Raw genomic sequence first — 14,489 nt, 5'->3', positions numbered from 1 at the left:
TGTCATCTGTGTGCCATCAACCGTTTTGACACACCTTCGAGGATACTGGAAGAAAATAAAACGTTTACATAGAATATAATTAAATGATTAATAACTGCCTTCCCCTCCTCCCCTCTCTCTATCGGAGAGGAATCGGAGGTGAGGCCTAAAAATGAAAAGTATGAAGAAATCAACCATTATCATTATCGTTGTTATAGCTCTTCTCGCCATTTGGGGTGTAACCGGCTATAACGGACTCGTAACCATGGACGAAAATGTCAGCGGACAATGGTCGAACGTAGAAACCCAATACCAACGCCGTGCCGACCTGATTCCGAACTTGGTGAATACCGTGAAAGGATATGCCACGCACGAGAAGGAAACACTGGAAGGTGTAGTAGAAGCCCGCAGCAAAGCCACTCAAATCAAAGTGGATGCGGCAGACCTTACTCCGGAAAAGCTGGCTGAATATCAGAAAGCACAAGGTGCGGTGACTTCCGCCCTCGGTAAATTGCTTGCCATCACGGAGAACTATCCCGACTTGAAGGCAAACCAGAATTTCCTGGAACTGCAGGCACAGCTGGAAGGTACGGAAAACCGTATCAACGTAGCACGTACCAACTTCAACAATGCAGCCAAGAACTTCAATACAGCCATTCGCCGTTTCCCCAAGAATATCCTTGCCGGTCTCTTCGGTTTTGAGAAACGAGCTTATTTCGAAGCGGCAGAAGGAGCGGAACAAGCTCCCCAGGTACAATTCTGATAAATACACAACTCTATAGCGAGGCACAAAGGCGAGAAACTTTGTGCCTCGCTTTGTGTTGTAGAAGATTAGATGTATCTTTGCACATTCAATTGAACAAACCTATTATCTCATGAGTAATCAACGATACATGATGCGAGGCGTCAGCGCATCAAAGGAAGATGTGCACAACGCCATCAAGAATATCGACAAAGGTATTTTCCCGCAGGCTTTCTGCAAAATTATCCCCGACATTTTGGGCGGTGACCCGGAGTATTGCAACATTATGCATGCCGATGGAGCAGGCACCAAGTCCAGTCTTGCCTATATGTACTGGAAGGAAACCGGCGACCTGGGTGTGTGGAAAGGCATTGCACAAGATGCACTGATTATGAACATCGACGACCTGCTTTGTGTGGGTGCGGTAGGCAACATTCTGGTATCCTCTACCATCGGACGTAATAAACTGCTCATCCCCGGCGAAGTAATCTCAGCCATCATCAACGGTACGGATGAACTGCTTGCCGAACTCCGCGAAATGGGAGTAGGCGTTTATGCCACCGGTGGCGAAACAGCCGATGTGGGCGACCTTGTACGTACCATTATCGTAGACTCGACAGTGACCTGCCGCATGAAGCGCTCAGATGTTATAGACAATGCCAATATCCGTCCGGGCGATGTGATTGTAGGTCTGGCATCTTACGGAAAGGCTACTTATGAGAAAGAATACAATGGCGGTATGGGCAGTAACGGACTGACCAGCGCACGCCACGATGTATTCTCCAAATACCTGGCAGAGAAATACCCTGAAAGCTATGACAAGGCTGTACCCGAAGAGCTGGTATACAGTGGCAAGCTAAAACTGACAGACAGTGTCGAAGACAGTCCGCTGGATGCAGGAAAGCTGGTACTTTCCCCCACCCGCACCTACGCACCGGTAGTTAAGAAGCTGCTCGATGCGCTCCGTCCCCAAATCCACGGTATGGTACACTGCTCGGGCGGCGCACAAACCAAGGTACTGCACTTTGTGGGAGACAACTGCCGTGTCATCAAAGACAATCTCTTCCCCGTTCCACCGTTGTTCAAGACCGTCAAGGAGCAGAGCGATACGGACTGGAGCGAAATGTACAAGGTGTTCAATATGGGGCATCGCCTGGAAGTGTACCTCTCTCCCGAACATGCAGAAGAGGTGATTGCTATTTCGAAGAGTTTCAACATCGATGCACAGATTGTAGGCCGCGTGGAAGAAAGCGACAAGAAAGAACTGATTATCAAGAGCGAATTCGGAGAGTTCAAGTATTAAATATATGGCAGACAACAATACCATACTCGAAAAGCTGGAAGGGCTTGTCGCCCGCTTCGAAGAAGTGTCGACCTTGATTACAGACCCGGCAGTGATTGCGGACCAGAAGCGTTACGTCAAGCTCACCAAAGAATATAAAGAACTGGGCGACCTGATGAATGCCCGCAAAGAGTACATGCAAGTACTGGGCGGCATAGAAGAAGCCAAAGAAATTATCGCCAACGAAACAGACCAGGAAATGCGGGAAATGGCACGCGAAGAGCTGGATGCCTGCCAAACCCGCCAACCGGAACTGGAAGAGCAGATAAAGCTGCTGCTCGTCCCCGCCGACCCGCAGGATGGCCGTAATGCCATCCTCGAAATTCGTGGCGGCACGGGTGGTGACGAAGCGGCAATCTTTGCCGGCGACCTCTTCCGCATGTACACCAAGTACTGCGAATCCAAGGGATGGAGAATGGAGATATCCAGCGCCAACGAAGGTGCAGCCGGCGGTTTCAAGGAAATTGTCTGCTCCGTGACGGGCGACAATGTATACGGCACACTGAAATATGAATCGGGCGTGCACCGCGTGCAGCGCGTACCGGCCACAGAAACGCAAGGACGGGTACACACCTCAGCTGCCAGCGTAGCCGTGCTTCCCGAAGCCGAAGAGTTCGACGTAGTTATCAACGAAGGTGAAATCAAGTGGGACACCTTCCGAAGCGGTGGTGCCGGCGGTCAGAACGTGAACAAGGTGGAATCCGGCGTGCGCCTGCGCTACAACTGGAAGAATCCCAACACAGGCATAGTCGAAGAAATCCTCATCGAATGTACCGAGACGCGCGACCAGCCCAAGAACAAGGAACGCGCCCTCTCGCGCTTGCGTACCTTCATCTACGACAAGGAACACCAGAAGTACATCGACGACATCGCCTCCAAGCGTAAGACGATGGTCAGTACTGGCGACCGCTCCGCCAAGATACGCACCTACAACTATCCGCAAGGACGCATCACGGACCACCGCATCAACTACACCATCTACAATCTCGCCGCCTTCATGGACGGAGACATCCAAGACTGCATCGACCACCTGATTGTGGCGGAAAATGCAGAAAGACTGAAAGAGAGCGAACTGTAAGGCAGTGATAAGTAACCCGTAACTAAAAAATAATATGAACAAACAGCAATTATTCGAGAACATCAAGCGCAAGAAGTCATTCCTTTGCGTAGGTCTTGACACCGACATCAAGAAAATACCCGAACATCTTCTGAAAGAGGAAGACCCTATATTCGCTTTCAACAAAGCCATCATCGACGCTACTGCCGACCTCTGCATCGCCTACAAGCCCAATCTGGCATTTTATGAGAGCATGGGCGTGAAAGGCTGGATAGCTTTCGAGAAAACCGTAAACTACATCAAGCAGAACTATCCCGACCAATTCATCATCGCCGACGCCAAACGCGGTGACATCGGGAACACCTCTGCCATGTATGCCCGTACCTTCTTCGAAGAGCTGGATATAGATTCCGTAACCGTAGCTCCCTACATGGGCGAAGACAGTGTGACCCCGTTCCTTACGTACGAAGGCAAATGGGTAATCCTGCTTGCGTTGACCAGCAACAAAGGCTCGCACGACTTCCAGCTGACGGAAGACACCAACGGCGAACGCCTCTTCGAAAAAGTGCTCCGCAAATCCCAGGAGTGGGCCAGTGACGAACAGATGATGTACGTAGTAGGCGCCACACAAGGCCGCGCCTTCGAAGATATCCGCAAGATTGTTCCCGAACACTTCCTATTGGTTCCCGGCGTAGGCGCACAAGGCGGCTCCCTGGAAGAAGTCTGCAAGTATGGCATGAACAAGACTTGCGGCCTGATTGTCAACTCCAGCCGTGGCATCATCTACGTGGACAAGACAGAGAACTTCGCCGCCGCCAGCCGAAAAGCAGCCCAAGAAGTGCAGGCACAGATGGCGGAAGAGTTGAAAAAAGTGATTAACGACTAACGCTTAATGTTCGAAAGAAAGATTATCAACGACCCTGTCTTCGGGTTCATCAACATACCAAAGGGGTTGTTGTACGATGTTGTACGACATCCTCTTTTGCAACGTCTAAACCGTATCAAGCAACTGGGGTTGTCCTCTGTCGTATATCCCGGTGCGCAGCATACACGGTTCCAACACTCTTTGGGAGCCTTCTACCTGATGAGTGAGGCCATCCAGCAACTTGCCACCAAAGGAAACTTTATCTTCGACAGCGAAGCCGAAGCTGTGGAAGCCGCTATCCTGATGCACGACATCGGCCACGGCCCCTTCTCCCACGTACTGGAAAATACCATCGTGCAGGGCGTCTCCCACGAAGACATCTCCTTGATGCTGATGGAACGTATCAACAAGGAAATGAACGGACAGTTGACACTCGCCATTCAAATTTTCAAGGATGAATACCCCAAGCGCTTCCTGCACCAACTGGTAAGCGGGCAACTGGATATGGACCGCCTGGACTACCTGCGCCGCGACAGCTTCTATACCGGAGTGACCGAAGGCAACATTGGCTCCGCCCGCATTATCAAGATGCTGGATGTAAAGGATGACCACCTGGTAGTAGAGTCCAAAGGCATCTATTCTATTGAGAACTTCCTCACCGCCCGCCGCCTGATGTACTGGCAAGTCTATCTGCACAAAACCTCCGTTGCCTACGAGAAAATGCTGATTAGCACCCTGCTCCGCGCCAAGGAACTGGCAAGCCGCGGCATAGACCTCTTTGCCTCACCCGCCTTGAAATTCTTTCTATACAACGACATCAGCCGGGAGGCATTCTACAACAATCCCGAATGTTTGGAGAATTTCATTCAGTTGGACGATAATGACATCTGGACTGCCCTCAAGGTATGGAGCCGCCATTCGGACAAGGTTTTGTCCACCTTGAGCGCCGGCATGATTAACCGAAACATCTTCAAAGTCGAGATTTCTACCGAACCTATTAGTGAGGAACGGAAAAAAGAACTAACTTTGCAAATCAGTGAACAACTGAACATCCCTCTCTCCGAAGCGAGATATTTCATCTCTACCCCCAGCATCGAGAAGAATATGTACGACGAGGCAGATGACAGTATTGACATCCTCTACAACGACGGCAGCATCAAGAATATTGCCGAAGCATCGGATATGCTCAATATCTCTCTTCTGTCCAAGAAAGTAAAAAAGTACTACTTATGCTACCAACGTTTGCATAGATAAGTATAAAATATTCACCTCAGGACAAGGAAATATAAAAAAAAAGTCCGTTATTTGCGTTTTGAAACCATCTAACAAGAATAAGACATGGAGTTCTCTGCTAAACAAATTGCAACATTTATCCAAGGAGAAATTGTTGGAGACGAGAATGCTACCGTTCACACCTTTGCGAAAATCGAAGAGGGAATACCGGGAGCCATCTCCTTTCTATCCAACCCCAAATATACCCCCTACATATACGAAACCCAATCAAGCATTGTTCTGGTAAACAAGGACTTTGTTCCGGAACAAGAAGTGAAAGCCACCCTGATTAAAGTGGACAATGCGTATGAAAGTCTTGCTAAATTGCTAAATCTTTATGAGCAAAGCAAGCCAAAGCGGGTGGGAATTGACTCTCTGGCCTTTGTTGCCGAGACAGCTAAAATTGGCAAGGATGTTTACATTGCGCCTTTTGCCTGCATTGGCGAATACGCAGAGGTGGGAGACAATACGGTCATTCATCCGCACGTCACGATTGGCAGCGGTGCCAAAGTGGGCAATGACTGTATTATTTACGCTAACTCCACCATCTACCACGATTGCCGGGTAGGAAACCACTGCATCCTGCACTCCGGTTGCGTTATCGGTGCAGACGGTTTCGGCTTCGCCCCCACTTCCGAGGGCTATGAAAAAATACCGCAAATAGGTATCACTATCCTGGAAGACCATGTGGAAATCGGTGCCAACACGTGTGTGGACCGTGCTACTATGGGAGCCACCATCGTACATAGCGGTGTGAAACTGGATAATTTGATTCAGGTGGCACACAATGATGAAATAGGCTCCCACACCGTAATGGCGGCGCAAGTAGGTGTAGCAGGTTCTACCAAGATAGGAGAATGGTGCATGTTCGGCGGGCAGGTAGGCATTGCAGGTCATATTCATATTGGCAACAAAGTGAACCTTGGCGCACAGTCTGGTGTTCCCAGTAGCATAAAGGACGGTAGCCAGCTTATCGGTACCCCTCCTATGGAGCTGAAACAATATTTCAAGGCATCCATCGCACAAAGAAGTTTGCCGGAAATGCAAGTGGAACTGCGCCAGCTCCGCAAAGAATTGAATGAACTTAAACAACTATTAAATAAGTAACCAATGTTAAAACAAAAGACTCTAAAAGATAGCTTTTCGCTTAGTGGAAAAGGTCTTCATACGGGACTTGACCTAACCGTTACTTTCAATCCTGCTCCGGATAACCATGGATACAAAATCCAACGTATCGACTTGGAAGGACAGCCTACCTTCGATGCCGTTGCAGACAACGTATCCGAAACTACCCGTGGAACTGTAATCTCCAAAAACGGAGTAAAGGTGAGCACAGTGGAGCATGGTATGGCAGCCCTCTATGCATTGGGTATCGATAACTGCTTGATACAGGTAAACGGACCGGAATTTCCCATTCTGGACGGAAGCGCCCAATATTATGTCAACGAAATAGAGCGCGTAGGCACTGTAGAACAAAATGCCGTAAAAGATTTCTATATCATCAAGTCCAAAATTGAATTCCGTGACGAAACAACCGGCTCTTCCATCATCGTGTTGCCGGACGAGAACTTCAGCTTGAATGTATTGGTATCATACGATTCCAACATCCTCCCCAACCAGTTTGCAACGCTGGAGGACATGACGAAGTTCAAGGATGAAATCGCCGCAAGCCGTACTTTCGTGTTTGTACGCGAAATTGAGCCGTTGCTGCAAGCCGGTCTTATCAAGGGCGGCGACCTTGACAATGCGATTGTTATTTACGAACGCGAAATGTCCCAGGAGAACTATGACAAGCTGGCCGACGTGATGGGTGTTCCTCATATGGACGCCAAACAATTGGGATATATCAACCACAAACCTTTGGTGTGGCCCAATGAATGCGCCCGCCACAAGTTACTTGATGTCATCGGTGACCTGGCCTTGATAGGCAAGCCCATCAAGGGCCGTATCATCGCTACCCGCCCGGGACACACTATCAACAATAAGTTCGCCCGCCAGATGCGCAAGGAAATCCGTTTGCACGAAATACAAGCCCCTACCTACGACTGCAACCGCGAACCGATTATGGATGTAAACCGCATCCGCGAACTTCTGCCTCACCGTTACCCGATGCAATTGGTGGACAAAGTCATAGAAATAGGTGCCAACTACATTGTAGGTGTCAAGAACGTAACTTCCAACGAACCTTTCTTTCAAGGACACTTCCCGCAGGAACCCGTAATGCCCGGTGTGTTGCAGATAGAGGCAATGGCACAGACGGGAGGTTTGCTTGTACTGAATTCAGTGGATGAACCGGAACGTTACTCCACCTACTTCATGAAGATTGACGGTGTGAAATTCCGCCAAAAAGTGGTACCTGGAGATACCCTCATCTTCCGTGTAGAGCTGATGGCCCCCATACGCCGCGGCATCTCTACCATGAAAGGCTATGTGTTTGTAGGCGAAAAAGTTGTCTGCGAAGCAGAGTTTATGGCGCAAATAGTTAAGAACAAATAATAAAATTTACGATTAGACTATTTACGATTTACGATTCAAATTACTCGTGAGAATTATCACATTCGGATAAAATCGTATATACAGTAAATCGCAAGTATTCTCAATCGTAAATCGTAAATAGCTAAATCGTAAATAATATGATAAGTCCCTTAGCGTATATTCATCCCGAAGCCAAAATCGGGGAAAACGTAGAGATTGCTCCTTTTGTTTTCATTGACAAGAATGTGGTAATCGGTGATAACAACAAGATTATGGCAAATGTCAACATTCTGTACGGTGCACGCATCGGCAATGGAAACACCATTTTCCCGGGAGCCGTTATCGGTGCCATTCCCCAGGATTTAAAGTTCAGAGGGGAGGAAAGCACTGCTGAAATCGGAGACAACAATATCATACGTGAAAACGTAACTGTCAACCGCGGTACAGCTGCCAAAGGCAGAACCATCGTCGGCAACAACAATCTCCTGATGGAAAGTGTACACGTGGCCCACGATGCTCTGATAGGCAACAGCTGTATCATTGGCAACTCTACAAAAATGGCGGGTGAAATTGTCATCGACGATTATTCCATCATCAGTGCCAATGTACTGATGCACCAATTCTGCCATGTGGGCGGTTATGGAATGATACAAGGCGGCTGCCGTTTCAGCAAGGACATCCCGCCGTACATCATTGCCGGACGCGAGCCTATCTGCTATGCGGGAATCAATGTGGTAGGGTTACGCCGCCGTGGCTTCTCCAACGAGACCATTGAGAAAATCCATGATGCCTATCGTATTATCTATCAAGGCGGTCTGAACAATACGGATGCCTTGAAGAAAATCGAGGATGAAATGGAAATGACACCGGAAATAAGCTATATCGTAAACTTTATACGTGAATCAGCCCGCGGCATTATCCCCGCAGGAAAATGAAAAACGTATGATTTACACAAAGTCAGAAATCATAAATTATAAATCATCATGATCTACAGATTTACAATCATCTCTGATGAGGTGGACGATTTTGTCAGAGAAATACAGATAGACCCGGAAGCTACCTTTTATGACTTCCATGAAGCGATTCTAAAGTCGGCAGGCTACACTAACGACCAGATGACTTCTTTCTTCATTTGCGATGATGACTGGGAGAAAGAGAAAGAAATTACGCTGGAAGAAATGGATGACAATCCGGAAATGGACAGTTGGGTGATGAAAGAGACCCAGTTGAGCGAACTGGTTGAAGACGAGAAGCAGAAACTTCTCTATGTATTCGATTATATGACTGAGCGCTGCTTCTTCATCGAGCTTTCTGAAATCATTACCGGAAAGGAAATGAAAGGAGCCAAATGCACCAAGAAAGCAGGTGAAGCTCCCAAGCAGACCATTGATTTTGAAGAGATGGCAGCTGCTGGCGGTTCCCTTGATTTGGACGAAAACTTTTACGGCGACCAGGACTTCGATATGGAAGATTTCGACAAAGAGGGTTTCGGCGGTTTGGACGAAGCCGGAAACTCCTTTGAAGAAGAGAAATATTAAACAGACATACCATACAGATTTCTTTTAGGCACGGATTACACGGAAACACACGGTTGTTATTGAATATTCCGTGTAATCCGCGTAATCCGTGCCTATTTTTTTACCCGCATGCACACCCTAATCGTACTTATCGGTCCCACCGGAGTAGGCAAAACAGAGCTCAGCCTCCGATTGGCAGAACATTTCCATACTTGTATCGTCTCGGCCGATTCGAGACAACTCTATGCAGATTTAAAGATAGGCACGGCTGCCCCTACACCGGAGCAACTGCAACGGGTACAGCATCACTTCGTCGGTACCCTGAAGCTGACAGACTATTACAGTGCCGCCCAATACGAAGCGGAAGTGATGAAGCTGCTGGAAGACCTGTTTACAAAGCATAACACCGTACTGCTGACCGGAGGCTCAATGATGTATGTAGATGCAGTCTGTAAAGGAATTGACGACATTCCGACCGTAGATGCCGATACACGCCAGCTCATGCTGCACAAATACGAAACAGAAGGTCTGGAAAGACTTTGTGCGGAACTTAAGCTGTTGGATCCGGAATATTACAAAATAGTAGATTTGAAGAATCCCAAACGCGTAGTCCATGCTTTGGAAATCTGCTACATGACGGGAAAGGCCTACACTTCCTTCCGCACTCAACAAAAGAAAGAACGCCCCTTCCGTATCATCAAAATAGGATTAACACGTAACCGGGAAGAGCTTTATGAACGCATCAACTGCCGGGTGGACCAAATGGTGGAAGAGGGTTTAGTGGAAGAAGCGCGCATGGTCTACCCGCATAAAAGTCTAAATTCCCTAAATACAGTAGGCTACAAAGAAATATTCAAGTACCTGGATGGTGAATGGACATTACCCTTTGCCATCGAAAAGATAAAGCAGAACTCACGCATCTATTCCCGTAAGCAAATGACCTGGTTCAAACGGGACGAGGAAATCCACTGGTTCCACCCGGAGCAGGAAGGGGAAATACTGGAATACTGTCATTGTTCCATCAAAGGCGTATAAGCCTTTCGGACAAGTGCTTCCACATCTTGATAAAGCTTCTGCATTTCTTGAGAATCAATGCTTCCTTGCTGTCTCCAGCTGTCCAACAATAGGCATGTACGGCGAAACACCTCTGCCTCTACCGTAACAAGCTGCTGCATATAGCCATTATTCTCCATATTGTACAGTTTTTCCCAATTCAGATAACGATTGGTTCCCATCCCCTGATTATAACAAAAGACATTGTTGGAAAGCCGGAGTGACCAATCACTGAGCGGAGCGGCGGCACACGCCTTGTCCCAACATACCATCGGAGGCAGAAGTCTATCCGCATCCTTCACCCAAAGCGGCACGGCAATACCCGTAGGAGGATATCCCAGCATTGTCCACATCGTAGTAAGTTCCGCCTTCTCACCCGGTTTTACGCCCTGCACCACAATGGAACAAGAAGTGCTGTTACGGGGAATAAAATCCTGGTCGACAAACCAACCGGAACCTTGCGGGCGATTAAATTTCCCGTTCTTCAAATCAATATCAAGCATGCCGTTGCGAAACGAACGTGAAAGATCATTAAATATACCCTGCGGTGTGATCCCTCCCGTTGCAGAAGCCCTCATCAGTACCCTGTCTGCCTCCATATAGCGTACATAACCTGCCCCCCGATTTGCTTCACCGGCAAAAGAGAAGTTGGTACGGGCAATGTAGCCGTAAGGAGCATCTTTGGGATTATTGGCATCATACATCGTATATTTATAATAATCCACCTCAAACATGGCGGCAGCGCCTTGAGCGTCGATTACGCCAAAATTGGCCTCTATCAAGCTGGGCTTGGAAATGGTATCGAGGAAATGGCAGAAATCCTCCACCGTGGCACAAACCTCCAAGGCACGGTAGATAATCCTCCCGTTGGCTGCCCCCCGTTCTTCCCCATCTTTCACTTCCACCAGATTGTAGGATTGGGTGTTCATCAAGGCAAAACCAACGGAGTTTGTACCCATCCATGCCTCTTTCAAGGCAGGAAAGTTAGCACTATTCACATCGGCAATGAAGTTATACTTCTCCCCTTTTATATAAGCAACATGATTTCGCAGATAGTCCGTATCACGGTTTTTCCATAGCAACGGACGGCCGTCAGGAGTAACCTTTCCAGAAACGACGGCAGATGTACAAGCCAGAACCGGCTCAGCAGTGAGTGCCGCAAGCAGTCCCCATATTAAAAAAAGATGTTTTATCATAACCTTGCCTTCCTTAGATTTATATTCGCAAAGGTATGATAATCTGTGAAAGGGCAAAAGAAATCCTCTGAAATCCTTATCCCCTATTCATCAGGAAAGAATTATTCGCTGACAAGTTTCTGCAACTTATCCTGCATATACCGAAGTTTCGCAGTTCCAGTACCTTGTTCTATATGACGGATAATGCCTTTCTTATCCACCAGTATAGTGACCGGCATACCACTCACATGAAAGGTCTCGAAGAAAAACAAGTCATCGGCTATCTGGGTAAAGAGGAAAGGATGGCTCTCTACAATTTTCTTTATTTGTACAGCACTGTCAAAAGTCGTAGCAAGATAGGTTACATCAGGATAGACTTCTATCCATTTGTTCAGCTCCGACATTTCACGGATACAAGGACCACAGCCGGTATACCAGAAGTTCAAGACCATAGGACGTCCCGTCACATCGGCCTTGCTCCATTCCTGTCCTTCTGTGTCTTTCACTTTGAATTCCGGAAAAGCCTTTCCTATCCATTCTTCCTTCTTCAAAGTCTGTACGGCACCGCCTATCGGCAACTTCTTCCCCGTTCCTCCACGGTAACTCATCAAGAAAGCTTCCGCACCAGGCACCTCGTCGGCAGGAGTAGCATATTCTCTCACCTCCTCAGACAGCACAATGCCCTTGCGCAAGCGGAGTTCCGTAACCTCGTGTCTCGCGCCGTCCTCATGTATTATGAAAGCCGCCACGTTGTCCGAACCCACACCAGGCGGCATGCCTTCGAAGAAAAGCCCGCCCACCAAATAATATTTCTTACCGGCTGTCTGGGCAGAGCAAAGCCCTGCCCCCACAGCTACCAGAATCAGAAACAAAGAGAGAATTTTCCTTATCATAGTTGTTAGAGACTATTCACTTTTCAGCGTAATCGTAAGCTTGGGCTGCACCTTCACTTTGCCGGTAGCCATGCCTATATACGAAACAACCAATACAGCATCCTTAGAAGGTACAGAAAGGACAAAATTGCCATTGACATCGGTAACGCTTCCCGTAGTGGTACCTTCTATCAGAACAGCCGCACCGATAACAGGCTCACCCTGCTCATCCACCACTTTGCCTTCCACTTTCATATTGCCTTTGGCAATGGTCTTTTCTACAGCTTTAGTTTTTTTAGTAGTGATGTAAATCTCACCTTTTCCACCTGCCTCTTTCTTCACCTCAATACCCTCAATATTCTCGGCAGGTATTAAATCATCGATAGTTTTAGTACCCAAGTCAACCTTTTCTCCATCAATATAGACAGTCTTTATTAAATCAAGACTACTCTTATGCTGTACTTTAGCATTCTCTGCCACCTCATTACCCCGGCGGATAACCATACCCGGAGTTCCTTGTTTCAGGGTTATCAGAACAACGCCATTCTGTCCCTCTTCTCCATATAAATCCGTGGCAGATTTATCTTTCAAAACCGTTACACGTTCTATCTTATCAGGATTCAATGCACTCATGACAGATGGCGTCACCTCTTTTCCATCCACAATATACAATGGCTCTTTCCCATTACCCGCATATCCTTCAACTGTAATACCATTGGCAGAAGAAGTTTTTTCAAGTTTGTCGTCGTCCAGCCTGAACATCACCGGCACCGTAAATTTCACAGCCACCGGCTGCCCCTTCTGTCTCCCCGGCTTCCACTTCGGCATAGTGTTTATCAATCGCAGCGCCTCGGCATCCATATCCTTATCCACAGAACGGAGCACCTTGGAGTCCTTGATGCTTCCATCTTCATCCACCACAAACTGGACAGTGACCCGTCCCTGCGTACCGTTCTCTTTGGCAGATGCCGGATAACGCATATTCGTCTTGATATAATCCATGAAAGCACTCATTCCGCCGCCGGGAAATTCCGGCATCTCCTCTGCCACCTCGAAGACCGGAGTTCCCTTCAACTGCTTGCGGACTTCCGCCGGTACATACTTCACATCGGCAGGCTTCGTAGTGTCACCTGCACTTTCCACCACTTTTGTTTCTACAATTGCAGCCAAATCGTTAACTTTGACGCTTGAAATCTTCTCCACTTTATCGGAGACTTCGGGACGGGCAAAAGCTGTCACTGCAATGGCAGCTACCGGAAGTACATAAAGATACTTCAAACGTGCCCACGGGCTTGATTTTTCTTTTAACATCATAGTGATACGTTTTTTAAGTTTACTGTGATTAAAGCTGTTGGCCATAGAGTAGAGCCTTGTGCCGACAGCTTTTTTTATTAATAATAGTTGATACAGTTTTGCATCCACACCCTCCTTTATCACCATTTCATCCGCTTCAAACTCATGGATATTCTGCAATTCCTGCTTCAGGAGCCATGATGCCGGATTGAACCACTGAAAGAAAATGCAGACATCAGCCACCAGCAAGTCCCAGGAATGGCGGTTATGGATATGGGCAAGCTCGTGGATAAGGATTTCCCGTCCGTTCTCCTCCAAGTCTTTCCGTGAAATGACAATATATCCCATCCAACTGAACGGAGCGATGTCACAGTTGTGTACAATCAAAGTAACGCGCTCTTTCCTGCCCGGTAAGTAGCTGCCAATATCCTCTTTTTTACCCGATTTCAGCAACATCAGTAACCGTACCAACGAATATACGTTGCGGAAGGCAAAGAAAACGATTCCTGCCAGATAGACAAGCAGCGCCACTTGTATCCAGGTGACTGTTGCCGTTTCAGCCCTTGCTCCGGCCTCAGTGGCATTCACTGCATCCGCCATCATCAGCAACTGCTCCAATGTCAGCATCGTCTGGTGCACTTCCGTCTCCTGCTTCACACTTACCTCTACCAAAGGCAATAGGCAGGACAACAGCAAAATACCCAACAATGAAAAACGGTTGAAACGATGAAACGTCTCGCGCGCCAGCAACAAGCGATAAAACAAATAGAATATCGCCAGGCAAACAGAAGATTTGAGTATATAAACAAAAAACAGACCCATGGAATTATTTACTATTTAGGGATTT

13 protein-coding genes are annotated in these 14,489 nt (G+C 47.7%); 10 read left to right on the top strand and 3 right to left on the bottom strand.

Annotated features, from left to right (window positions below):
- Window positions 1–160: 160 nt before the first annotated feature.
- The 10 genes from CSD97_RS13190 to miaA all read left to right on the top strand — a co-directional run bounded on the left by CSD97_RS13190 (window position 161) and on the right by miaA (window position 10,284).
- On the top strand, window positions 161–742 hold the full coding sequence (locus CSD97_RS13190) for a LemA family protein (protein WP_005835359.1): 582 nt from the start codon (window positions 161–163) through the stop codon (window positions 740–742).
- Window positions 743–854: 112 nt separating this feature from the next.
- Window positions 855–2,024, top strand: a complete 1,170-nt coding sequence (locus tag CSD97_RS13185; protein WP_098032546.1) for an AIR synthase-related protein — start codon at window positions 855–857, stop codon at window positions 2,022–2,024.
- A gap of 4 nt (window positions 2,025–2,028) precedes the next feature.
- Window positions 2,029–3,141 carry a peptide chain release factor 1 gene (gene prfA / locus CSD97_RS13180; RefSeq protein ID WP_005823698.1) on the top strand — a complete coding sequence of 371 codons (1,113 nt, stop codon included), beginning with the start codon at window positions 2,029–2,031 and terminating at the stop codon, window positions 3,139–3,141.
- A 34-nt stretch (window positions 3,142–3,175) separates the two neighbouring features.
- Entirely contained in the window at window positions 3,176–4,006 is an 831-nt protein-coding gene (gene pyrF, locus CSD97_RS13175) for an orotidine-5'-phosphate decarboxylase (protein ID WP_005835353.1), read from the top strand.
- Window positions 4,007–4,012: 6 nt separating this feature from the next.
- The gene (locus CSD97_RS13170) at window positions 4,013–5,239 is read left to right on the top strand and encodes an HD domain-containing protein (RefSeq protein ID WP_005835351.1); all 1,227 of its coding nucleotides are present in this window, start codon (window positions 4,013–4,015) and stop codon (window positions 5,237–5,239) included.
- 84 nt (window positions 5,240–5,323) lie between these two features.
- Window positions 5,324–6,364, top strand: coding sequence for a UDP-3-O-(3-hydroxymyristoyl)glucosamine N-acyltransferase (gene lpxD / locus CSD97_RS13165; RefSeq protein WP_005823705.1), 1,041 nt, complete (start codon window positions 5,324–5,326; stop codon window positions 6,362–6,364).
- A gap of 3 nt (window positions 6,365–6,367) precedes the next feature.
- Window positions 6,368–7,753 carry a bifunctional UDP-3-O-[3-hydroxymyristoyl] N-acetylglucosamine deacetylase/3-hydroxyacyl-ACP dehydratase gene (locus tag CSD97_RS13160; protein WP_005823709.1) on the top strand — a complete coding sequence of 462 codons (1,386 nt, stop codon included), beginning with the start codon at window positions 6,368–6,370 and terminating at the stop codon, window positions 7,751–7,753.
- Between the two features lie 137 nt (window positions 7,754–7,890).
- The gene (lpxA, locus tag CSD97_RS13155) at window positions 7,891–8,667 is read left to right on the top strand and encodes an acyl-ACP--UDP-N-acetylglucosamine O-acyltransferase (RefSeq protein ID WP_005823711.1); all 777 of its coding nucleotides are present in this window, start codon (window positions 7,891–7,893) and stop codon (window positions 8,665–8,667) included.
- A gap of 48 nt (window positions 8,668–8,715) precedes the next feature.
- The gene (locus CSD97_RS13150; protein ID WP_005823714.1) at window positions 8,716–9,270 is read left to right on the top strand and encodes a hypothetical protein; all 555 of its coding nucleotides are present in this window, start codon (window positions 8,716–8,718) and stop codon (window positions 9,268–9,270) included.
- A gap of 108 nt (window positions 9,271–9,378) precedes the next feature.
- A complete protein-coding gene (gene miaA, locus CSD97_RS13145) occupies window positions 9,379–10,284 on the top strand; it encodes a tRNA (adenosine(37)-N6)-dimethylallyltransferase MiaA (RefSeq protein WP_005823716.1) in 906 nt (301 codons plus the stop codon).
- On the opposite strand, the gene CSD97_RS13140 is transcribed toward miaA, so the two are convergent.
- From CSD97_RS13140 to CSD97_RS13130, 3 genes are all read right to left on the bottom strand, one after another.
- Entirely contained in the window at window positions 10,260–11,498 is a 1,239-nt protein-coding gene (locus CSD97_RS13140; RefSeq protein ID WP_022401725.1) for a hypothetical protein, read from the bottom strand. The genes miaA and CSD97_RS13140 overlap by 25 nt on opposite strands.
- Before the next feature lie 101 nt (window positions 11,499–11,599).
- Entirely contained in the window at window positions 11,600–12,370 is a 771-nt protein-coding gene (locus CSD97_RS13135) for a TlpA disulfide reductase family protein (RefSeq protein ID WP_098032545.1), read from the bottom strand.
- A 12-nt stretch (window positions 12,371–12,382) separates the two neighbouring features.
- Complete coding sequence (locus CSD97_RS13130; protein WP_022401727.1) at window positions 12,383–14,464, bottom strand: M56 family metallopeptidase; 2,082 nt, start codon at window positions 14,462–14,464, stop codon at window positions 12,383–12,385.
- Window positions 14,465–14,489 lie beyond the last annotated feature (25 nt).

Origin of the sequence: Bacteroides sp. AR29, assembly GCF_900217715.1 — a bacterium.
GTDB lineage: Bacteria > Bacteroidota > Bacteroidia > Bacteroidales > Bacteroidaceae > Bacteroides > Bacteroides uniformis.
This window is presented reverse-complemented; position numbering and strand designations above follow the sequence as displayed.

Coding starts and splice junctions, on each gene's coding strand:
- CSD97_RS13190 (WP_005835359.1), top strand. CDS start 161: ATGAAGAAATCAACCATTATCATTATCGTTGTTATAGCTCTTCTCGCC.
- CSD97_RS13185 (WP_098032546.1), top strand. CDS start 855: ATGAGTAATCAACGATACATGATGCGAGGCGTCAGCGCATCAAAGGAA.
- prfA (WP_005823698.1), top strand. CDS start 2,029: ATGGCAGACAACAATACCATACTCGAAAAGCTGGAAGGGCTTGTCGCC.
- pyrF (WP_005835353.1), top strand. CDS start 3,176: ATGAACAAACAGCAATTATTCGAGAACATCAAGCGCAAGAAGTCATTC.
- CSD97_RS13170 (WP_005835351.1), top strand. CDS start 4,013: ATGTTCGAAAGAAAGATTATCAACGACCCTGTCTTCGGGTTCATCAAC.
- lpxD (WP_005823705.1), top strand. CDS start 5,324: ATGGAGTTCTCTGCTAAACAAATTGCAACATTTATCCAAGGAGAAATT.
- CSD97_RS13160 (WP_005823709.1), top strand. CDS start 6,368: ATGTTAAAACAAAAGACTCTAAAAGATAGCTTTTCGCTTAGTGGAAAA.
- lpxA (WP_005823711.1), top strand. CDS start 7,891: ATGATAAGTCCCTTAGCGTATATTCATCCCGAAGCCAAAATCGGGGAA.
- CSD97_RS13150 (WP_005823714.1), top strand. CDS start 8,716: ATGATCTACAGATTTACAATCATCTCTGATGAGGTGGACGATTTTGTC.
- miaA (WP_005823716.1), top strand. CDS start 9,379: ATGCACACCCTAATCGTACTTATCGGTCCCACCGGAGTAGGCAAAACA.
- CSD97_RS13140 (WP_022401725.1), bottom strand. CDS start 11,498: ATGATAAAACATCTTTTTTTAATATGGGGACTGCTTGCGGCACTCACT.
- CSD97_RS13135 (WP_098032545.1), bottom strand. CDS start 12,370: ATGATAAGGAAAATTCTCTCTTTGTTTCTGATTCTGGTAGCTGTGGGG.
- CSD97_RS13130 (WP_022401727.1), bottom strand. CDS start 14,464: ATGGGTCTGTTTTTTGTTTATATACTCAAATCTTCTGTTTGCCTGGCG.